General features: G+C 43.3%; 20 protein-coding genes and 1 riboswitch. Of the genes, 2 read left to right on the forward strand and 18 right to left on the reverse strand.

The annotated features are described in order from the left end of the window. Positions 1–57: 57 nt before the first annotated feature. The 6 genes from thiS to ACN0VI_RS01425 form a co-directional block, all read right to left on the reverse strand. The gene (thiS, locus tag ACN0VI_RS01400) at positions 58–255 is read right to left on the reverse strand and encodes a sulfur carrier protein ThiS (RefSeq protein WP_417445512.1); all 198 of its coding nucleotides are present in this window, start codon (positions 253–255) and stop codon (positions 58–60) included. Beyond that, positions 239–1,294, reverse strand: a complete 1,056-nt coding sequence (locus tag ACN0VI_RS01405; protein ID WP_417445513.1) for an FAD-dependent oxidoreductase — start codon at positions 1,292–1,294, stop codon at positions 239–241. The genes thiS and ACN0VI_RS01405 overlap by 17 nt, the downstream gene beginning before the upstream one ends. 23 nt (positions 1,295–1,317) lie before the next feature. Further along, the gene (thiC, locus tag ACN0VI_RS01410) at positions 1,318–3,180 is read right to left on the reverse strand and encodes a phosphomethylpyrimidine synthase ThiC (protein WP_417446554.1); all 1,863 of its coding nucleotides are present in this window, start codon (positions 3,178–3,180) and stop codon (positions 1,318–1,320) included. Between the two features lie 103 nt (positions 3,181–3,283). Further along, a riboswitch (TPP riboswitch) is annotated at positions 3,284–3,418 on the reverse strand. A 173-nt stretch (positions 3,419–3,591) separates the two neighbouring features. Further along, positions 3,592–4,056 carry a DUF4870 domain-containing protein gene (locus ACN0VI_RS01415; RefSeq protein ID WP_331892134.1) on the reverse strand — a complete coding sequence of 155 codons (465 nt, stop codon included), beginning with the start codon at positions 4,054–4,056 and terminating at the stop codon, positions 3,592–3,594. 555 nt (positions 4,057–4,611) lie between these two features. Next, complete coding sequence (locus ACN0VI_RS01420) at positions 4,612–4,998, reverse strand: ACT domain-containing protein (protein WP_417445514.1); 387 nt, start codon at positions 4,996–4,998, stop codon at positions 4,612–4,614. Beyond that, a complete protein-coding gene (locus tag ACN0VI_RS01425; RefSeq protein ID WP_417445515.1) occupies positions 4,998–6,053 on the reverse strand; it encodes a cysteine synthase A in 1,056 nt (351 codons plus the stop codon). Before ACN0VI_RS01425 ends, ACN0VI_RS01420 begins: the two co-directional genes overlap by 1 nt. Before the next feature lie 162 nt (positions 6,054–6,215). Between ACN0VI_RS01425 and ACN0VI_RS01430 the strand changes: the two genes are divergently transcribed. Beyond that, the gene (locus tag ACN0VI_RS01430) at positions 6,216–6,872 is read left to right on the forward strand and encodes a 2OG-Fe(II) oxygenase (RefSeq protein ID WP_331892138.1); all 657 of its coding nucleotides are present in this window, start codon (positions 6,216–6,218) and stop codon (positions 6,870–6,872) included. Between the two features lie 6 nt (positions 6,873–6,878). On the opposite strand, the gene ACN0VI_RS01435 is transcribed toward ACN0VI_RS01430, so the two are convergent. The 12 genes from ACN0VI_RS01435 to ACN0VI_RS01490 form a co-directional block, all read right to left on the reverse strand. Beyond that, a complete protein-coding gene (locus tag ACN0VI_RS01435) occupies positions 6,879–8,927 on the reverse strand; it encodes a diguanylate cyclase (protein ID WP_417445516.1) in 2,049 nt (682 codons plus the stop codon). 263 nt (positions 8,928–9,190) lie between these two features. Beyond that, positions 9,191–10,336, reverse strand: coding sequence for a hemolysin family protein (locus ACN0VI_RS01440; protein WP_417445517.1), 1,146 nt, complete (start codon positions 10,334–10,336; stop codon positions 9,191–9,193). A 90-nt stretch (positions 10,337–10,426) separates the two neighbouring features. Beyond that, positions 10,427–10,966: a manganese efflux pump MntP family protein gene (locus ACN0VI_RS01445; RefSeq protein WP_417445518.1), complete on the reverse strand. Its 540-nt coding sequence runs from the start codon at positions 10,964–10,966 to the stop codon at positions 10,427–10,429. Positions 10,967–11,026: 60 nt separating this feature from the next. Beyond that, entirely contained in the window at positions 11,027–11,545 is a 519-nt protein-coding gene (locus ACN0VI_RS01450; RefSeq protein WP_417446555.1) for a TspO/MBR family protein, read from the reverse strand. Between the two features lie 78 nt (positions 11,546–11,623). Next, entirely contained in the window at positions 11,624–12,976 is a 1,353-nt protein-coding gene (locus ACN0VI_RS01455; RefSeq protein ID WP_417445519.1) for a diguanylate cyclase domain-containing protein, read from the reverse strand. A 58-nt stretch (positions 12,977–13,034) separates the two neighbouring features. Further along, positions 13,035–15,761, reverse strand: a complete 2,727-nt coding sequence (locus ACN0VI_RS01460) for a cation-transporting P-type ATPase (protein ID WP_417445520.1) — start codon at positions 15,759–15,761, stop codon at positions 13,035–13,037. 9 nt (positions 15,762–15,770) lie between these two features. Next, entirely contained in the window at positions 15,771–17,894 is a 2,124-nt protein-coding gene (locus tag ACN0VI_RS01465) for a diguanylate cyclase domain-containing protein (protein ID WP_417445521.1), read from the reverse strand. Positions 17,895–18,051: 157 nt separating this feature from the next. Then, a complete protein-coding gene (locus ACN0VI_RS01470; protein ID WP_417445522.1) occupies positions 18,052–18,711 on the reverse strand; it encodes an NADPH-dependent FMN reductase in 660 nt (219 codons plus the stop codon). Positions 18,712–18,748: 37 nt separating this feature from the next. Beyond that, positions 18,749–19,198, reverse strand: a complete 450-nt coding sequence (locus ACN0VI_RS01475; RefSeq protein WP_417445523.1) for a hypothetical protein — start codon at positions 19,196–19,198, stop codon at positions 18,749–18,751. An 82-nt stretch (positions 19,199–19,280) separates the two neighbouring features. Beyond that, a complete protein-coding gene (locus tag ACN0VI_RS01480; RefSeq protein WP_417445524.1) occupies positions 19,281–20,072 on the reverse strand; it encodes a PhzF family phenazine biosynthesis protein in 792 nt (263 codons plus the stop codon). 73 nt (positions 20,073–20,145) lie between these two features. Next, on the reverse strand, positions 20,146–20,430 hold the full coding sequence (locus ACN0VI_RS01485; protein WP_331892151.1) for a ferritin-like domain-containing protein: 285 nt from the start codon (positions 20,428–20,430) through the stop codon (positions 20,146–20,148). Positions 20,431–20,510: 80 nt separating this feature from the next. Then, positions 20,511–21,215 (reverse strand): DUF6920 family protein, encoded by a 705-nt coding sequence (locus tag ACN0VI_RS01490; RefSeq protein WP_417445525.1) that lies wholly within the window; start codon positions 21,213–21,215, stop codon positions 20,511–20,513. Between the two features lie 214 nt (positions 21,216–21,429). On the opposite strand from ACN0VI_RS01490, the gene ACN0VI_RS01495 reads away from it, so the two are divergent. Further along, the gene (locus ACN0VI_RS01495) at positions 21,430–21,804 is read left to right on the forward strand and encodes a hypothetical protein (RefSeq protein ID WP_331892154.1); all 375 of its coding nucleotides are present in this window, start codon (positions 21,430–21,432) and stop codon (positions 21,802–21,804) included. The last annotated feature ends 576 nt before the right edge of the window (positions 21,805–22,380 follow it).

The following is a 22,380-nucleotide window of genomic DNA, read 5'->3' on the forward strand; positions in this document are numbered from 1 at the left end:
AATGCAGCAAATTAATTCTTAGCACTTGTTAAATTGTCTAAGCTAAGCTGCGGCGATTTAACCACCTTGCATCGGTAACACGATTTCCACCCGATCATCCTCTTGCAATATCGTCTCTGCATACAAAGATCTTGGTATAAATTCCATATTGACTGCTATAGCAAAATTTCCTTCTTGCTTAAACCACTGAATAAAATCGGTGATACTCATTCTTTCTGGTGCTTCTATGGTTTGGTCATTAACTATTAACTGCATTTTCACCCTCTTTCTGTGAGCTTATTGCTTGGTAAAACTTTATCATCATTTGTTCAACAACTGCCGGTGCCATCAGAATACCATGTCTGTATAAACCATTAATTCTGCCGATGCCATCTTCGATTTCTACTTTCGGTAGGTTATCGGGCAACGCTGGTCGACAGTTGACTACCTGTTTGATGATGCGTGCTTCGCCAAATGATTTATGCAGGCTATAGGCTGCGGATAATAATTCCAGTGAAGAACGAACGGATACTGGACTATAGTCTTCACTTTCTATTTCGGTTGCGCCCAACAGGTAAAAATTATTAGGTCGCGGCACTATGTATATTCGGTAGCGTGGATGAACCAGTCTGGTTAAGTGATCTATCTTTACATCGTCGGCCTGTAACCAAAGTAATTCACCGCGTACTGCTCGCAAAGGTAATTCATTTTTGGCCCCCATTCCTCGGCAATCAAACACCCAATCAAAAGCATAGCCGTCTGTATCGGTTTTAACTTGGCCGGCTTCCACTTCCTTAACCTCAACCTGCTCTTTCCATTCAACACCTTTCTTTAGCAGAATCTGCTGCAGTGCATTAAGCAGGCCAATGGTATCTAACTGTCCTTCATTGGTTACCCATAAACCTTCGCCCATGTGCGCCAATTCTGGTTCTTTATCGGCTATTACAATGTTTTGCACATGCTCATCACAACGATCCAGTTTGTGCTTGAGCATGCGATGAAAATGATTGAGCTCTACTTTATCAGAACTGTGGGCAGTGACTAATGATCCTATCTGTCGATAGAAGACCGGCTGCTCCAGTTCATTGATCAGTTGTGGATATAGCTGCATGGAACGACTACCCAGTTCATAGATCGTAGGCTCAGCCATTTCAAGCTCGGCAAGTGGCGATAAAATCCCCGCTGCTGCAAAGGAACAGGCAGCTTCACTGTTTAATGAATTTTTATCAAAAAGAGTTACCGTAAAACCTCTTTTAAGCATTTTCCAGGCCAAGATACGACCTGCAATACCTGCACCAACAATTCCGATTTTCATAGGGTCAACTTCTCATCTTCTTACTAATTAACTTCAACGTAAATTTCTGCGCCCTGCTTTTTAAATTCCGCTGACTTTTCCGCCATGCCTTGCTCAACTTTTTTCTTCTCTTCAGCATAATCTCTGACGTCTTGAGAAATTTTCATGGAGCAGAACTTTGGCCCGCACATGGAACAGAAGTGCGCCACTTTAGCTGAATCTTTTGGCAGGGTTTCATCGTGGAATTCACGCGCCGTATCGGGATCAAGACCTAAGTTAAACTGGTCTTCCCAACGGAACTCAAAACGTGCTTGCGACAACTGATCATCACGGTAACGCGCGCCCGGATGCCCTTTTGCGACATCTGCTGCATGTGCTGCTAATTTATAGGTGATAATTCCCGTTTTAACATCGTCACGATTTGGCAAACCCAAGTGTTCTTTCGGCGTCACATAACAGAGCATGGCGCAACCGTACCAACCAATCATGGCAGCACCGATGCCTGACGTAATATGGTCATAGCCTGGTGCGATATCAGTGGTCAACGGTCCAAGCGTATAGAAAGGTGCTTCGTGGCATTCTTTCAATTGCTTATCCATGTTTTCTTTGATCATGTGCATTGGCACATGCCCCGGACCCTCGACCATGACCTGAACATCATGTTCCCAGGCAATCTTGGTTAATTCACCTAAAGTTTCTAACTCACCAAATTGCGCAGCATCGTTGGCATCCGCCAAAGAGCCTGGACGCAAACCATCGCCCAGCGAGAAGCTCACATCGTAAGCCTTCATGATTTCGCAGATCTCTTCGAAATGGGTGTATAAGAAGTTCTCTTTATGATGTGCGATACACCATTTCGCCATAATCGAACCACCGCGCGACACGATACCGGTTACACGCTCAGCAGTCAGTGGCACATAGCGCAACAAGACACCGGCATGAATAGTAAAGTAATCCACCCCTTGTTCGGCCTGTTCAATCAAAGTATCCCTGAATACTTCCCAGGTCAGATCTTCGGCTACACCACCGACTTTTTCCAAAGCCTGATAAATTGGCACAGTACCAATCGGGACCGGTGAGTTACGTAGAATATAATCGCGAGTGGCGTGGATATTTTTACCGGTCGATAAATCCATGACGGTATCGCCACCCCAACGCGTTGACCACACCAGCTTTTCGACTTCTTCTTCGATGCTGGATGTTACAGCAGAGTTACCAATGTTGGCATTTATCTTCACTAGGAAGTTACGGCCAATAATCATTGGTTCTAATTCGGTGTGATTAATGTTGGCAGGAATAATCGCTCTGCCTGCGGCAATTTCATCACGTACAAATTCAGGAGTAATTTTTTGCGGTGTTTTCGCGCCAAAGGATTCGCCTTTTAAGCGGACTTCTCTTTCTTTACTGACACCATTTGCGGAGCTGTTTTGTTCTAATAAGGCTTCACGCTTTTGATTTTCACGAATCGCTACGTATTCCATTTCCGGCGTCACAATGCCCTGGCGTGCATAATGCAGTTGAGTCACATTCTTGCCTGATTTGGCACGAATTGGTTTGCGCTGCAGCTCAGGATTATGAGTGGCAAAGGCTTTATCACCATCTTCATAGCCATTATCAATCGGCTTAAGTTCGCGGCCCTGATATTCTTCCACATCACCACGGCCCATAACCCAGTTACGGCGCACTTCCTGCAAACCTTTGCGCACATCAATATCAATGCTCAGGTCAGTGTAAGGTCCAGAGGTATCGTAAAGGGTGACTTTTTCACCATTGGTCAGACTAATTTGACGCATCGGCACACGAATATCTTTATGTAAGGTGCCGGGAACGTAAATCTTTTTCGATTTCGGTAAGGGTTCGCGAGTAATGGTATGTTTGGTTAGATCAATCGGATCATTCTTTGCCACACTTTTTGTCACACTGTTTTTCACAATAATCTCCAGCGTTTATGACCGCATAGCGCAAGGAGGCAAAGAGATAATGAGAACAGAGCTTTATGGTGAGATCGTCAGCTTTGACATTACTCTTCCCTACGCCGATGCGAGTCGGATCAGGTTATACGGGTTTGCTAATGCATCTCAGCTCTTGGTTTAAGATAGCCTGTTGGCGTAAGTCTTAATCCCAAGCGCACCCCGAGAGTTGTTCGAATTATACACATGCTAAGTCACAAATTCCTAGCCCCTATTTTTCAGATTATTTATTCAGACATAAAAAAAGCGGCACCTAAGTTGCCGCTGGGGAGAATGGGGCGAAGCTTTGCATTCGACAGCGCCCCGGGTGGAGAGTCATTTGTTATTATTAGAATCTAGGCATTCCTATTACTGAATCAACTTTATAGAGAATGGGTATTCGTAAACACCACCTTCGCTCGCTTTAATCGCCGCCAATATGGTGACAATAAAGTGAAAAATGATTAATCCAAACAGGATTGGAATACCAATCAAGATGATGCACAGGATTAACGCCGCACAGTACGCAATAAACATGGTGATATTAAAGTTCAAGGCACGTTTACCATTCTCGGCAACCAATGGCATATCGTCTTTCTTCAACAACCAGACCACCAAGGGCCCAAGTACCATGCCTATAACTGGCACTAACGGAACCATAGCAACAAAGGCCGCCAAGTGAGCAAACATAGACCAGGTCTTTTCTTCGCCACGAATGTCTTCGCTACCTAATACTTCAGCTTCGCCTTCATAGACGCGCTCTTTATGTTCACCACCCTGCTCTGGTTTGCTTTCGCCAGTGCCTTCAGGTTTTTTATCGTCTTCGTTGTTCATCTCTAATTCCTCGTCTGAAATCTTTTTAAGACAACGACGCTTTGCCGCTGCACAAATACAGATTAGCAAAGACTCATATTTCAAATTGTTACTTTGAGTGATAGGAATTGACGATAAATCACTGCTTTCAATTTATTTGAAAGCTTTCAATAACTTCTTGATATTAAAGATATTTATTTTTTATGTTCGAGTTCTAATTGTTATCAATTTTCAGCCTGAAAGGTCTAAATCTTTTTATAAACCATATAACTTATTGAAATTATTGCGATTATAATTATTTTTATTTTTTATTTTTTATTTGTTTTAGCGACAAAATGGAATAACCGCTTGATTTATATGGAAATGCTTTTAAAGTCGCTTAAAGTACCCTTATCGTCGCTTTAACGCGCCTATTCTCACAACTTTTCCATTTTGCCTACCGGTTTGCCTGAAGTGTTTTTTTGTATTAGTGGTTTGCCGCCAATGAGCTATTGGAGGGCTGGCTTTGATGAATTACGCATCAATGTTAACCCATCCTATTACTCGTTAGCGCGCTATACTTACCAATGAAATCAACTAAACAAACACATAACTGGCTTTTTTTAAGGCAACCAACGCTTCAGCAAGGTTTCTTTCTTTTACCAGAACATAGTCGGTATCAAAGGTGGAGGCGACAAAGACGGGAACTTCGGCGTTGGCTAGGACTTGGCTGATACCAGCGATGATTCCTGTCAGGCTAAAGTCGAGTGGCCCTGCGACTTTAATGGCACGCCAATTCAGTTCGCTTTTCTGCACAGTGTCTTTTATCAAGTCACGATTTATTGCTTCACAAACCAGTGATAACTCTTCATCGGTTGAGGACAAAAACCAACTTCCCTGCAAGTCCTCCAAATCCATTGTTGATAACAATCGATGTACATCAAACTGTGCGTCCAGTAACTTCAAGTGCGGTTTATTCTCCATCATCTATCCCTATCACTAACATTGACTATGACGCTGTCATCCGTTGCTTTGTAACGCTCGAACATCTGCTCAATGGTTTCCAGATCATCGCGGATACCCTTTTCGGCTAAAAACTCTGGATTCCACAGCTTTGAGTAGGAGCGTTCACCGGCATCGCAAGCAAAGGTTACGATGGTTTTTCCGGTGCCAGATTTGGCTGCGGCAAAGAGTGCACCAGCAATATTCAGTGCAGAACTGCTACCCAGCACCAATCCATCGGCGTTTCTGACTGCCCGCGATACGGTAACTAAATCCTGGTCGGGTAAAGTGATGCCCTTATCAATTCGGGCCTGTGCAAAATTGGCTACCGTGCGCATAATGCCGATCCCTTCGGTAAATGAACTGCCCTGAGCTTTGTATTCACCGGTCTTCAGGTAGTGGTATATGCCGGAACCATCCGGGTCAATTGACCATACCTGCACACTCTCATTTCGTTCTTTTAAATAGCGCGAACAACCCCCAATCGTACCGCCCGTTCCTGACACCGATACCAATGTGTCTACCTTGCCTTCTGTTTGTTGCCAGATCTCTGGACCTGTGTGTTCATAATGAGCTTTGCCATTACTGATGTTCTCAAACTGATTGGCCCACCAGTAATTTTCATTTTCTTCCGCAAGGCGCCGTGCGGTGTGATAAAAATGATTGGGGTTCGCAAAAGGACAGGGATCCACCAACATTAATTCGGAGCCATGCAAAGCAATCATCTTTTCCTTTTCCGGAGTTTGACCCTTTGGCATAACGGTCAGCATTTGATAGCCCAAAGCTTTAGCCACTACTGCCAAGCCAATCCCAGTATTACCGGCTGTACCCTCGACAATTGTCATGCCCGGTTTTAACTCTCCTTTTGCGATGGCATCCTGCACCATTTGCAGCGCCGCTCGGTCTTTGATGGAACCGCCGGGGTTCTGGAACTCGCATTTCACCAGAATCTCGCAACCCGTTAACCGAGAAAGGGATGGGATTCTCAGCAAGTCAGTATTACCCACCAGCTCTGCTACGTTCTGCCTGTATGTCATTTAGGGGCTTCTCAGATCTATTCATTAATAATGTCTAGTCTAAATCAGCCCTAGTAAAATTGCGACAGAGCCCAGGATCTGTTTACCTCTGTGTGTAAATTTTGTTCACAAAACCTGATTTTTGGAGTATAAAACGCGCATATAACTTTCTGGTTTACGACATTGAGCCAAGCCCTAACATCCATCTCATCGAGCTCGACCGGTTACTTTGATAACGATATCTTTACCCGTATCTGTGATGCTATTACTGAGCAGGGCTATATCGTATTGCCGAATGCATTACCTCTAGATGTCCTTAACCAATTATTCAGTGGCTTAATCGACAGTAACCCGCATCAGTTTGATCAAGCTGGCATTGGTCGCGAGCAAGATTTTCACACCAACGAATTTGTTCGCACTGACCAAATTCAGTGGCTAGAAGACCAACAACCTTTTGCTCAGGATTATTTCGCCTGGATAGAAGAACTGCGGCTACGCTTAAACCGTCATTTATTTTTAGGCTTGTTTGATTACGAGTGTATGTTCGCACACTATCAGGAAGGGGCTTTTTACAAGCGTCACTTGGATGCCTTTCGCGGCAGCACCAACCGTCGCTTGACTACCGTGCTTTATTTGAATCCACAATGGAATCCTGAGGATGGTGGTGAGTTATTGATCTACCGTAAGCGTTCGAAAACACCGATAGAAACCGTGGCACCTACTTTCGGTACCCTGGTGGTGTTTTTAAGTGAAGTGTTTCCACATGAAGTGTTACCAGCCAATAAATCACGCTTTAGTCTGACTGGCTGGTACCGAATCAATGAAGGGCTCGCTCTCTAGCCCTCATTAGTTTACGAACTCAACCCTGTTACGCCCATTTTCCTTGGCTTGATACAACGCCTCATCTACACGTCTTAAAAATTCATCCATGTGCTCACCGTGCTTAAACTCTGTTACACCAACACTGATGGTCGCATTCAACTCACTTTCTATCTCAGTATACTGCTTGAGATCAACTTCTTGCTGTAATCGCTTAGCGACCTGAATGGCCTGATCAATATTAGCATTAGGTAAAATTGCCAGGAACTCTTCACCGCCTGTTCGACCCAGCACATCATTATCACGCAACAGTTCTTTACTAAAGTTAGACAAATTAGTTAACACCACATCCCCTACTGAGTGACCATGACGATCGTTAACAACTTTAAAATGGTCAATGTCATACATCAAGATACTCAGTGGCTTACCTGTTTGATTGGCCTGCTCCATCGCTTTTTTAAGAGCTCGTTCAATCTGACGACGATTAGCAAGACCCGTTAAACTATCGGTATGCGCTAACAATCTAAATTTGCGTGAATTTGCAACCTGCCTCAATGAGAACCAAATCAGAACTACCGTCAAGATACTACCTAATATAATAGCCAGAATTTGCCACTTTCTTGCAGCTTGCAAGGATTCTAGTTGCTCATCCTTTAATTTCTGCTCCTGCTGTAAACGCTCGTTTTCAATTTCTGTTTTCTCGCTATCATACTCAAAACGTAGCACTTGCGTTTGTTGATCTGACCGTTGTCTATCGAGTTCTTTCTGTAACTTCATAAACTTTTCATATTTTTCTAACGCCTGTGCACTATCACCAATTCGCCGATGACTGTTCGCCCAAGCCTCGTATAGCAAAGCCAAATAACGTCTATTGTTATCACGCAACATAGACTGTTCGGCTAAGTTGAAATACCGCTCGGCTTCTTCTGGTTGTTCTAAATTACTGAAGGCAACTCCATAGTTCATAGCTGCCATCCCATCATAACCGCTGTTACCAAGTTTTTGTCGAGTCTCATCCGCAAGCTCTAGCTCTTTTAGCGCCTTTCCATATTGCCCATCAAGGTTGTAACCACCGGCCAGTGCAATTCTTATCGGCACCATTTCTGTGACAATATCATTGTCTTCTGCAATTTTAAGCGAGTATAGATATTTGCTTATTGCCTTATCATAATTTCCACGTTGCTCTTCCATAAATCCTTGCTGCAATGACACTCTGATTCTGCCATAAGGTAAATCTTCTTCTTCAACAACTTCTTCAGAACGCTTCAAGTATTTTTCTGCACGTTCTAAAAATCCCAAACGACGGTAGATCATTCCAATATCAAATATTAATCCTTCGGAAGCATCCAGAGTGCCCGCTTCCCGGTATAACTTCTCAGCTGCAATACAGTCTTGCAAAGCAAAGTCATTCTCCCCCAATAGCGAACGGATACCACAGCGACTGACATAACCATCAGCCATTAAAATTTTGTCATCGACTTCTTTACCGATATCAATGGCTTTTTCTATATTAAGCAAAGCGTCAGAGATTTCCCCGGAGCCGTCGTAGTATCGAGCCAAACATAAGTAGAGAATACCTTCTTCCAACCTCTCATCTCGATTCTTAGCACTGCTAATCATGCTATTCGCAATCTGAATCCCTTCGCCAGGATTAAATGCACTACTTAATTGGCAGCGGTAATACATGAATGTTAAGCGGCGCTCCTCATCTCCTTCTGGAACAAGCTCGCTTAAGTTATTCAGTTGCTCATCAATTGCTTCTTGTGTTGTTAAAGGTAATTGGCCACTATCGATTTTATACAGGAGTTCATCAAATGCTTTTTGTTCTGCGGTGAGTTCTTTGGGCTGCTCGGCGACCACCGAACCATTATTATGTTGATCGTCAAAAGATCCTTTAATTCCATGAGTAGGATTCGTTGCATAGGCTGAAAGGCTCAACCCATAAAGTAGAGCCCCTAACAATAAAGGAGAGATTAGATATTTCAATGTGACGGGGCGCCTCGTTTGGGGCATTGGCTTCCTTTCACTATCTACAATCGAGACGGCCATACAAACATCACCGTAGCGTCTTGCCATAGTTGAAGCCTTTTTCATGTTGACCTAATTACACTTTAGCAAATATAAATAATGAGCACTAGGTCACACTGTCAATATTTTTTACACCTTTTGATATGTTTTGACAGGTTTTGACATATAACTTTATTTTTTACTTATTTAACAATTACTTAGCTTGTTAGCTACTCAGCCTGTTTATCTCAAATTTAATAACGTTAAGCTGTGATCAGCAAGTCATAAACGACTTGAAAAGCGACAATTTTTGTCACTTTTGACTTGCTTTATTAGCTTTCACCATCCTCATCGATTATTAAACCTCGTTTTTGAGCACGTTTTCGCCACTGCTGACGCGCCAAAAGCTGCATGTCCTTAACTTCGTCCATTTCATCCATAATCTCTAAACCCAGCAAAGTTTCCACCAGATCTTCAAGTGTCACCAGGCCAGAGGTTTGTCCATACTCGTCCACGACCAGGGCAATATGCTGACGCTCATTCAACAACACTTCCATTAGATCAGGTAATGGCATTTCGGCCAGCACGCATATCAATTTTCGTTTGAGATGGGCTAGTGTTCGAGAGCCATGATCTTTAGCCTGAGTCATCAAAATATCATCTTTCAGGACAAAGTCAGTAATATCATCATTGTCCTCGCTATAAATCGGCAAACGCGAGAAACGTATATTCAATACCTGCTGAAATACATTCTCAACTTTTGCATTGGCCGGTAGCGAAACCATTACTGTTCTAGGCGTCATTATGTCTTTAGCTCTGAGCTGTCTGAAGCGAAACAGGTTACGCACCACTCTAAACTCATGCTCATCAATATCGCCGGTTCGCTCACCCAAACCCGCCATCGCCAGGAACTCATCACGGCTAAAAATATGCTGTTTTTTGCCATGGGAAATCCACTGGGTAATAGCTTCGGAAACCCAAATCAAAGGATAAAGCAGCTTGATCAGCCATTGCACGAACACCGCAGTGGTGGAAGCCAACGGCTTCCAGTAGACAGCACCAATGGTCTTCGGAATGATTTCAGAAAAGAACAGAATAGCCAAAGTCATGGCTGCCGAGAAAACCCCTATCCAGCCACTACCAAATACTACTGTCGCCTGAGCCCCAGCAGCGATGGCACCAACCGTATGAGCAATCGTATTTAGCGTTAAAATGGCGGCAAGCGATCGGTCAACGCTGGTAATGCGTAACGTGCGCAACACTTTAGCTTTTTTAGGTCTTTCTTCTTGCAGGTGTTCAATGTAGGAAGGCGTTATGCTCAACAGAACTGCTTCCGCGATTGAACATAAAAACGAAAACAGCAAAGCGATTAAAATATAAATGCTTAACAATATCCAATCAAGGCTGGTCACAGCTTTTGGCTGGTTTATCGTCTGGCTTGCCTCAACCGAAAAGGCAAAACCACTGAATAAGATCATAAGAAGGAATACTACAATTCTTTTCGTCGAAAACATTTTAGCCGTCATCGGGTTCATTCTGGTTGATAAAACTTTAAGTATCAGGACTGTTTAGCCTAACACAACCTTTATGCCAATAAGTATCAATACAACACCTCCCAGCAACTCCGCCTTACTCTCCAACCAGGTGCCGCTACGTTTGCCGATATAGACCCCAATAGCACTCATTACAGAGGTCACCGCACCAATAATAAGACAGGCCAGCAACGCATTAACGGGTAACAGATTCAAGGCAAATCCGGCCGCCATCGCGTCAATACTGGTGGCAATTGCCAGGGTTAACATAACTCGTTGCGTGATCTGTGAAATATCTTCTTCAATACCTTCAGAAAAGGCTTCAAAGATCATCTTTCCGCCAATAAACAGCAGCAGTAAAAAGGCAATCCAGGGTGCATACACCTCAATCCAGCCCAATAGCCCTTTGCCACCTAAATAACCCACCAGTGGCATTAACCCTTGAAATAGACCGAAGTAGATTGCTGCCCAAATGGCGAGCTTCTTATGACTGGCGACCGGCTTTGAGCCAAGGCCGATGGATACTGCAAAAGCATCCATACTTAAGGCAAGCGCCAAAACAATAACTTCAAACATTGCTTGATTTCATTAACTTATTTGGCGCTCATTGTAAGGATATTTCCTGTGAGATGCGACTTAACTGCCAAGCAAAGCAGGATTCATTTTCCATACCGCGTAATTCAGGATTGCCGCGAAGAGTACCCATAATAGATAGGGCGCCATTAGTATGGCTGCGAGTTTATTCACTCGTAAAAATCCCACCAGGGTAAAGCCAATAAATATCCACAGCACCACGATATCGACAAATGCCCAACCGCCAAGGTGCCAGCTGAAAAATAACCAACTCCACAAAGCATTGAGTACTAGTTGCATAAGGAATACGGTTAACGCCGCATGTACTCTTTTTAGCGAAGCATTCAAGTTATATCGCTCCCGCCAAACCAACCATGCAGCAATACCCATGAAGGCATAAAGAGCTGTCCAGACTGGACCAAACAACCAGCCTGGAGGTGCCCACGATGGCTGCTCCAGCTGGCTATAAAACTCCCCGGCATTGACAGACGCAAAGGCGCCAATAGTCGCTGTAACAAATACCACAACCAACCAGCCAAATAATCCAAGCAGCTCTGTACTCTTCTTTAACTCACTCATGATTTCCCCCAGCTATAGTGTTTTTATACGATGTTATACATAAATTTACTTCATTGCTTTATGGTATTCGATATAACTTTTTTATTTTATCTGCTTCTGTTTTGTTCTTAAGTGTTTTTCGTCATACATTGCATTATCGGCAACATGTAACAACTGCTCTCTTTCCTGTCCATCCTGTGGGAACACTGCGACCCCAATACTGATTCCAATATTGACCGTTTTGCCTTCCAGGACGAAAGGTTTGTTTACAGCGTTATTGATTTTTTCAAGCACCAAGCCAATCGCATCATGATCGTGGATCTCTGTGAGTAACACTGTAAATTCATCCCCACCCATTCTTGCTACGGTGTCGGACTCGCGCACACAGGATTTTATTCGGTTTGCAACTTTGCTCAGCAGCAAATCACCTTTTGCATGCCCAAGTGAATCATTAACCTCTTTGAAGCCATCCAGATCCATATAGAGCAAGGCTAACTTTTCATCTACTCGCTTTGCTCGCTTGATGGCCACATCCAGCCGATCATTAAATAATAGACGATTGGGCAGGCCAGTTAACCAGTCATGACTGGCCATGTGATGCAGCTTCTGTTCATATTCTTTTCTTTCAATCGTCAGCGCAAACTGCTCTGCCACAAACTCCATTAACTTTAAATCATGTCGGGAATATCCATCAGCTCGTGAGGTTCGAATAACCAAAGCACCGATAATATTGTCCCGGGTTATCAAAGGGACGCCCAGCCAATTTCCCTGATCCTGCGATTCACTATTGGCTTCAATTTCTAGCTGTAGCGCAAACTCTTTTACTGTGCTGACTAATAGTGGCCTGCCGCTCCGAATAACTTCTCCTAACGCACTCCTTTCCGACAGTGTAATGCTGTCTTTAGGCTGGTATTTCCCATCCATGCAATGAGCCAACTTAGCTCTATTGTTACCCGGCTGAGCCATCGCAACAACGTAGCTTTCTGCTGCAATGAATTGATTAATAATATTATGGCCTCGCTGAAATAGCTCCGATAAATCGCTGGCCTGATGTGCTACTTGTGACAACTTATACATTGAGCTTTGGATACGTTCGTATCGTTTATACTCGGTGATATCTCTTGCAACAGCAACCCGAACTTTATCATTTTCCGACCATCGCGCTGCCCACATGATATAAACAGTCGTTCCATCTTTCCTGAGATAACGGTTCTCAAAATAAGGCTGTTCCTTACCGCGCATGATCTGCCCAGCAACAGCCAGGGTTTTATCACGATCTTCCGGATGCACGTAATTGACCATATTGGTTCCCAACATCTCTTCCTGGGTATAGCCAAACACTTTTTTGCAAGATGAGCTGATGTAGACAAAATTCCCTTCCAGATCGACCACGCAAACCACATCCATCAATAAATCAACAACTCTCGCTGCGATATCATTAATCTCAGGTTTCATCGACTCTTTCACTGTTCCGTGCACGCTATCTTTTTCATAGGGTTAACTTTATATCACATTAATGTGCTTTAGCCTTATTTGCTTTACGATACTTTTTTGCCACTAACCTTAACTGCTTTTCAGTTTCTGCCACCGCAAACAAAGCGACTCCAATAGCGATAACTAACATTCCGTCGCCAAAAGGGACCGCTTCAGTCTTAAATATGGACTGCATTGCCGGTAAATAGGTTATTGCCAACTGTCCCATGGTTACCAGAACTACGGCATACCACACCATCCTGGTGCCCCTTACTGCTTTCCAGGTTAACGAAGTGCCATACATATTTCTGACAAAAAACAGATGGAAGACTTCCATCACCACCAAAGTATTCATCGCCATGGTTCTAGCCAACTCAATGGTATAGCCCTGATTGATCGCATAACTGTAGATGCCAAATACTCCAGCCGCAAATAGCACTGTGACAAATACAATATGCCAAATTAAAGTCCTGCTTAACAAAGGCTGATTCCTCTGCCTTGGCTGCTGCAACATAGTATTGGTTTCGGTTGGCTCGAACGCTAAAGCAATGCCCAAGGTTACTGCAGTTATCATATTAACCCACAATATCTGCACCGCCGTAATGGGCAGAGCCATGCTTAGCATCAATGCAATAATAATGGTAAAAGCTTCACCTGTACTGGTGGGTAGCGACCAGCTTATGACTTTTTTGATGTTATCGTAAACCGTCCGACCTTCTCTAACCGCAGCCACGATAGACACAAAATTATCATCAGCCAATACCAGTGATGACGCTTCTTTAGCAGCTTCACTGCCTTTAACCCCCATCGATATTCCGGCATCGGCGCGCTTCAATGCGGGTGCATCATTAACACCATCACCAGTCATGGCCACAACCAGACCGCCTGCCTGCAAGGCACTGACTATCCTCAGCTTATGTTCAGGGCTGGTGCGAGCGAAAATATCAATGTCTTTAATCACTTCCGCTAACTCTTGATCATTGAGTTCATCCAGGTCAGTGCCTGTCAGAACTCTGTCGGTATTTTGCAAACCAATTTTTTTACCAATAGTGGCAGCAGTCAGCGCATGATCTCCTGTGATCATTTTTATAACGATACCCGCGCGACAAGACTCGGCTATTGCGTCTATCACTTCATTTCGCGGTGGATCCATTAACCCCACAAAGCCTAACAGCACTAATCCGTTCTCAACATCCTTGCTGGTTATTTCACTTTGTTCTGTTGGAATTTTTTTCATCGCCAAGGCCAAAACTCTTTGTCCTTGTGTGGCAATAGCTTCAGATTCTTTGCGCCAATACTCACGATCAATATCACTAGTGCTTTCAGCATCAACTTGTTGCTCAGTACAAAGTTCTAACAATTTTTCTGGAGCGCCTTTTACTAAGATGATCGCGTTACTCTGACTGTCATGATTTAAGGTTGCCATATATCGATGGCAGGCATCAAAAGGTATAACGTCCGTCCGTCTCCACTCCTTTTTATGCTGCTCTAGATCCAGTCCTATCTTAGCTGCGAAAGCCAGCAAGGCCCCTTCCATTGGATCGCCTTCAACCAACCACTCGTCCTCTTCTTTTTTTAGTTCAGAGTCGTTGCATAACAAGGCGACCAAACCCAAGGGTTGCAAATCATCTTCTTTGTCCTGCTTTTGTAAATCGGTATTTTCTTCAACCGATCCACTCGGTGCATAACCAACACCCCTTATTTCATAATGCTTGTTGGCCGTGACTAAAGTCGTTACGCTCATCTCATTGCGTGTTAAGGTTCCGGTTTTATCGGTACAAATAACCGAAACCGCTCCCAGTGTTTCAATCGCAGGCAAATGTCTAACGATAGCATTTCGTTTTGCCATAGCTTGAACGCCAACAGCTAATGTAATGGTTAATACCGCAGGAAGACCTTCTGGAATTGCCGCCACCGTTAACCCCACCACTGCGATAAACAAGTCACTGAATTGATAGTTCAACACCCAATAACCCACCGCAAAAATCACCATTGCGATGACCACAATTAGCAAGCTTAACCATTTGGCAAACACATCCATTTGTTCTACCAAAGGCGTTGTTAAGGTTTTAACTTGTGATAACATGCCGCTGATTTGACCAATCTCTGTGTCACTACCAATGGCCACCACCACTCCCTGTCCCTGTCCACTGGTCACCAGGGTGCCACTAAATGCCATACAACTGCGGTCACCTAATGCAGCTTGCTCAGTCACTGGATCCAGTTGTTTGTCTACCGCCAATGATTCACCGGTTAGAACGGCCTCCTGAATACTTAAACTATGCGTTTTAATCAGCCGTAAATCTGCCGGAACTTTATCGCCCGCTTCCAAGAATACAATATCGCCTGGTACTAATTCTTCAGCATCAACAGTCAGTCTCTGATCATTTCTTAGAACAGTTGCTTTTAAAGCTAACATTTTTTTGATCGCATCCAGCGCTCGCTCGGCTTTACCTTCCTGCAGCACGCCTACCATTGCGTTAATGCCCACCACAGCAATAATTACTGAGGTATCAACCCAATGCTTCAATAGTGCGGTTATTGCAGCGGAAATGAGCAGTACATAAATCAGGAAATTATGAAATTGTTTTAGGAAACGCAACAGCCAGCCCTCTCGGACTGGCTGCGGTAATCGATTAGCTCCCGAGTTGAGGCGTCTATCGGCAACTTCCTTTTCAGACAACCCTTTGTGATCTGAACGTTGTTGCTTTAATGTCTCAGCGACATCCAGCGTATGCCAGGTAATAGTATCGGTTGATCGCTCCATGATGTTGCTCTACTCGGCTCGTGGTCCTTCTATTCTTGTTAGCTCTATCCAGGCTTTCTTTTCAGCTTCCAATAAATCCTTGGCTACTTCTTTTTTGTCTGCATCTTTATCACTTTTGGTAATACAGGTGGCACGATTTCGACCACTAGATTTTGAAAGATAGGCCGCCATATCGGCCAGATGCAGTGCCTCCTCCCAGCTTTGCTCTTCAAAAGCTGGCCAAGCTACGCAGCCTGCTGAAATAGTGATTCTCAAATTCTGGCCTTCGAAGTTAAAGGTTTCCTTACCAATTTTTTTAATCACCCGATCGGCAACGTTACATAAGGCGCCATTGATATTCGGCAATAGCAAGACAAATTCTTCTCCACCCCAGCGCACCACCATATCGCGTTCGCGCAACAGCTTCTTAAAGCGCTTGGTCATCTCAAGCAACACAGCATCGCCAACGGCGTGACCATAGGTGTCGTTAACATTTTTAAAGAAGTCCACATCCAGCAAAATGATCCCCATGATGTCATCCGCTCGACCTGGGCGATTAATATTCTGCAATTTCTGATGCAGTTCTTGCATAGTTTTTTGCAGGAATCGACGGTTATATGCTCCCGTTAATGGGTCACGATCAGTCTGTTCAGTCAGCTGCACATTATCATCAGTTAAATCCTTATTATGCTTACGACTAGTTCGTAACCACTGCACCAGTATTATAGTGACCAGCACAAATACCAAAGCTAATGCTATCCACAGTTTTTGTCGGGCATTCTTTTCTGCAATCTCAGCGTCAGCCGCTAATTTTTCTAAAGACAGCCGCTCAATCTGCCGACTGTTCTTTTCTGCCTCATATTTTTCTTGAGCTGCTTGAACCTCTTTTTCTCTTTCTGACTGAATAATTTCTGCTTCCAGCTCTATAATTTTTTTGTAAGCTTCAACAGATGCTTCATAATCCTCAAACTCTTCATAGAGTTCTGCCAAAGAGCGATACATATCCAACGCATAGCTTTTTGTACCTTCTGCTTCAGCTAGTTCTATCGCTTCATTAAGTTCACGTATTCCTTGTTCTTTATCTACTGTAAAAGCTATTCCAATGGCTCTATTATGCATTGCGACGGATCGCGCTATCGGATTATCTAAAATATCAGCTCTTTTTATCGCCTCATCAGCTACTTCAATCGCTTCCGTGAACTTTTCTTGTTCGAGATAGTTGTGCGACAAATTTATCCTGTTTGTCATTGCCTGTATTTCCAACTCAGGATACTGATCAGTAATCGCTATCGTATCCCTTAAGCATTCGGCCTGTTTATCAAAGTCACCTTGTAGCGCATAGATCCAGCCCTGATTACCACGTGTGTTAACCATCTGTTCAACATCATTTAACACTTTAGCTTTTGCAAACGCCTCTTCTGCAAGATCCATCGCTCGCTCAAGATCTCTTCTATGAATGTTGGCCAATACCAGATAATTCATTGCTCTGATATGATCGGATGGGCGGTTGAGCTCTTCAGATAACTCTGCAGATTGCAACGCAACCTCAATCAGCTCAGGAATCATTGATTTAGAATTATAGAGAAAAGACTTCAGCTCAAAATATTGTAGCTTTAGCAGCGGCTGATCCGCTGTCGGCTTAATTTGACTCAGCATAACTTCCATTTCAGGAGTTTTGTTTTGGCGGGCAGCAATGTATCCTTGCACCATTAAGACACTGTCTTTGCAGAGTTCGCAATCATACTTTTCGACTAAACTTTGTAGCCTATTTACAGCTTTTTCTGCTTTATCGTATTGACGCGATAAAGCTGCAAACTTTCCCAGCCACATGTAATAGGTTGCTCGATCTTCCAGGGATGAGCGTTCATCTGGAATCGCATCCGCCCACTCTAAACGTTCAAGTACAACCTGAGGTGATATACGGCCACTCGTACCAATATCTTGGATGATTTCCTGATAGGTTTCTGCTTTTGCTTGCGGTGAAGTGGCAACAAGTACCATTAAGATAATGCTTGCCAGTAATAGATAGGAAAGTCTTTTGATATCTAGAATTGTATTTATCCATGACCGTTGCATTGGATAGTCACTAAAGTCTTGCTTGCTGCTTGTCTCAACTGCCTGAAACTCAAACGTCTGACCAACCGACTTTGCCATGGGGCCCCCATTGTTTACCAATAATCATTTATTCGTAATTGAATTCCCTGTTGGCTATCGTTTTATTCCATCTTGAGTGGACTATTATTATCCCTTTTATCCGTTATACCATCTGTTTGGTTATTTTTCATGCAGTCTTTTATTTAGCCTTTAGTTATCACGGAGCATTTCGCTGAGACGGATCTTTTTTAAAGGCTTGGGTCACTTCGTTCGGATTAACCTCTGCTCGTTTCTGCTTAGTGGCCTGTGCCCACCATTCCAGTTGCAAAAATCCACGCGCCAGATAGTTATCCCAGTGTTGTTGATTCTGTCCCTCCTGAAAATTTCCGTCTTCTTTAAAGACTTCCTGCGCCTTGGGGATATTCGTCATCGCAGAAACTGGCAGACAACCCAGCTCTGAAAGAATGCCACGCATCGACATGGCCGCTCGAACACCGCCCCACTGTCCGGCAGAATAGGTCACGATCACGCTTGGCTTATAGGAAAAAAGCGAACTGCCAAAATGATTCAAGAGGTGAGACAAGGCCGGGCTCATGGTGTGATTGTATTCCGGACTTACCATGATATAGCCGTCTGCCTGCTTAATTTTCTGCGCCAACTCATCCAGTTCTTTTGGCGCCTGGCCCTTTGCATAAGAAAATTGAGGTTTAAAGGGTACGCTTAGGTCATAGTCCATCGGATCAATCAGCTCGACTTCATGTTCCGACTGGAATGCTGCAAGATGCTTTAAACAGGCCCTGGCCACTCTTAATCCGAGTCGCGCAGGCTTGGGAGGTGCGCTGTCGCGCACGGTGCCAAGAAAGAGCAAATATTTCATAGTGACACTTTTATTTATTGGTTGTTTCTATTGGTGATTATTGTTCAGGAAGGCCGTCGTCGTCACTGTCTTCATCAATGTGCTTAACGTCATCGCCCTTATCGACGGACTTATCCGTTTCGGCTAAGGTCTTACCGTCTTTCAACTTAACACCAGCTTTTTGCTGAACCACATGCTCCGCTGATTCGTTGCCATCATTACAGTCTTTCGAACCAGCCTGACAAACGCTATGCCCCTGATTCACCGTTATATCAATACCTGGAATCGGATCGCCCGTACGCTTAGCTGCGTCGTCTTGTACATCTTTTTGCTTGTCAACTTGCATGCTCGGCTTAATGTCGGACTTTTCAATAACACGACCATTATCCTGTACCGTAACTTGTTCCTGAGTGGATTCTTTGTCAGTACCATGGGCTAAGACCATACCACTACCAAGTAATAGAGACATCCCCAATGCAACAGCGGTTAATTTATTACTAGTCTTCATAACTAACTCCTTTGTTTTATTTTTTTGACCAGTTCATTATGAGCTGATCTCGACCAGCATAGCAGTGTTTAATGAATCTCCGCTAAACGGTGATCTGACCTTTCAGATACAACACCGCCTTCCCCGCCACATGCACCCGGTCGCCCACCAGCTTACAATAAACTACGCCGCCTCGCTTTGATGCCTGATAGGCTTTTAATTCTTTCTTACCAAGTTGTTCCGCCCAATAAGGCGCAAGCCCGGCATGAATCGAACCAGTCACAGGATCTTCATCGCCACCATTAGCTGGCCAGAAGTAACGCGACACAAAATCGTAATCATTGCCTGGCGCGGAAACCACCACATCATAAGGCGCTAACAGTTTTAGCTGCTCACTATCATACTCAAGCTGACGAACATTCGTCTCATCATCATAAATCGCAAAGTAAGCCTGCTGACTTCTTAATACCGCACTTGGCTTCTTGGATAAACCTTTCAGCAGTGCCTCATGAATCTCAGTAACGGTTTTCGGCTTACGATTGGGAAAACTCATATCGATCATGCCATCTGCTTGCCGAGTCACCGTCAGCTCACCCACCGCATGCGCACTAAAAATCACTTCAGTTAACTCATCATTTTTTAGAAACACCACAAACGCCGAAGCCATGGTCGCATGACCACAAAAATCAATTTCAGTTAAAGGAGAAAACCACCGAATCTGGTAATGATTATTGTTAATAGGTTTGAGAAAAGCAGTCTCAGAAAGATTATTCTCAGCAGCAATCGACAACATCAAATCATCATCAAGCCACTCATCAGTCATAACAACCGCCGCAGCATTACCCTTAAACAACTCATCAGTAAAGGCATCAACTACATGCATCTCGACAGTCATATAGACTCCTCTTTTTATTGTTTAAATAATTAAGGATACCGATTCTTAGCAGCCACAGTGAATGTTGCTTCTATTAATGTCCAATTTGCTCTTCGGTAAACAAATAATCTTTTAGCTGCTGATCGAATTTAGGATCGCGTCGACGAATCCATTCCAGAACCATGGCGGCATGTTCTTTTTCTTCATCGCGGTTATGGCGTAGGATCTTTTTTAAATCATCGTCTTTGCAGCAATCGATACGTTGGTTATACCAATCTACCGCTTCCAGCTCTTCCATTAACGAGATGATAGCGCGATGCATATCCTTGGTTTCGTCGGATAATTCTTCATAAGGTTCATGATACCCTTCGTTCGACATAACAGACTCCTTGCACAATTATTAGAAACAGTTTGCTAAACCATACTACAAAGCTAAGCATTTTCCGAGACTGAAGATTCTTATTCATTTTTTATACCCCACTCTGCCTCTACAATTTGCCCCTTCCAAACCAGCCTAAGTTTATTATTTTCCCACCAACCAACTTCGCCATAGAAAGGAATTCTAATTCCATTAACTTCTCGATAGTCCTTAAAGAGGCCTTCCCATCCTTTCTTTTGATATCCACTTCTAAATTTTCCAAAGCGACCATCGCTATATACACTTATCACATCGCCATTTTTAAATCTGAATACCAGACTCACTGTGCTTTCACCTACTGTAAGAGTCGCTTCAGCACTGTCCTTATCCTTTTCGACCCATCTAACACCATGACAAGGTAGTAAAACTGTTGGACACCAAACACCCTCTGCTAGATAGCGGTGCAATGCCCCAGAGTTTAATTCAACCGAATTACTTTCATGCCCAATGGGTATTAAAGAAAGAAACTTTACCTGCCCGTAACCAATTCCCAAATTAAAACTATCAACTACCGATATATGTAACCCCAATGGTATTTTTACTTTCGCCTTCCAATGAAAAGAACACTCGTCTGCAACTATTACTTCTCGAGCTGAAAATTCCATCCACTGATCTTTTTCCAATGTTCTTAGCTGTCCTTGCTGCCTAAGTTTTACTGAATTAAAATCGGTCGTTAGTCTATCCTTTAATGTTTTTATGAAATATTGCTTCACGACATCCGGTAAATTATTTAATTCATCCAACATAAAACTTACCCTTTATCAATAATGGAGACTCTATTTTGCCATAATACAACACCCTCAATAATCATTCTTTTATACATATTCCTCTAAAACTTAACCCATAATCAATACGTTAGCTTAATTTCCTCACCTAACTCTTTTTTTATTTGTCTAATTCTCTTTATTAGCGTACTTTTTACTGTGGGTCTTCTATATTGTTTGCTTGAGGAGATTGTGTATGCATCCCATCACCAATCACTTTGTTTGTTGGCTAGTCATTCTTTGCCTGATTGGCTGTACTAGCATGAAACCCGTTGAGCAAGAATCTCCCGAGCAACGGATTGAGTTTAAAGACAGGATTTTAGTCTATGAAAAAAGCGGCCGCATTATTGATATGAAAGTAGTTAAAATAGAACAGGAACAGATCACGGGGTCGTTAACCCAGGAGCCGCTTACCTCAGTCAGCATCCCTTTTGAAGACATAGAAAAAATTGAATTAGAGACTATTGACGGCGGAAAAACTGTCTTAGCTGTCATCGGTGGAATATTATTATTACCTATAATGATTTTGGGCTTAATATTCGGCGTCGCGGAAAGTGTTGAGAATGAATAAACGTAATTTTTACATTCTTCTCATTCAATCCTATTGAGCAGTTATTGCTTATCTCTCTTAATGATTTTATTTAACAGACTACTTACCAAAATAAATATAACTACCCAGATTCCAAAGTCTATCAACAACCCCACCCAAAAAGTATTATGTTCAAATGGGTTATAACCTAACAGGTAAAAACTTAGTCGCGTTATGAAATAAGAAATAATGAATGCGGTTATATGCCTACTATTCTTTGTCATACTATTCTCCTTTTATATTCGTGCTCGTAATCAATTATCTTTAGTCCAACATGTCATCATACCGGCGCTGCATTTCTTCAGGCTCGACTTTTTCAACTTCGTGACCCAGCATCCATTCATGCCTAGTTTTGCCACTTGGGTCAACTAGTCAAAATTTTCCCTTCGCTCCGAACACTTGTGTGTAAAACTCAATAGCCGCCTCAGCACCTTTGACTCTTAGATAAGGATAGACTTCGTGAATGGTATAAGCTTGGCTCATAATAACCGCCTTGATCCTGCTTATGACCACTCATACAAATGAAGTATCCATGAATAGCCTATTTTTATATAGTCT

The organism is Kangiella sp. (genome assembly GCF_048265365.1).
In the GTDB taxonomy this organism is placed as follows: domain Bacteria; phylum Pseudomonadota; class Gammaproteobacteria; order Enterobacterales; family Kangiellaceae; genus Kangiella.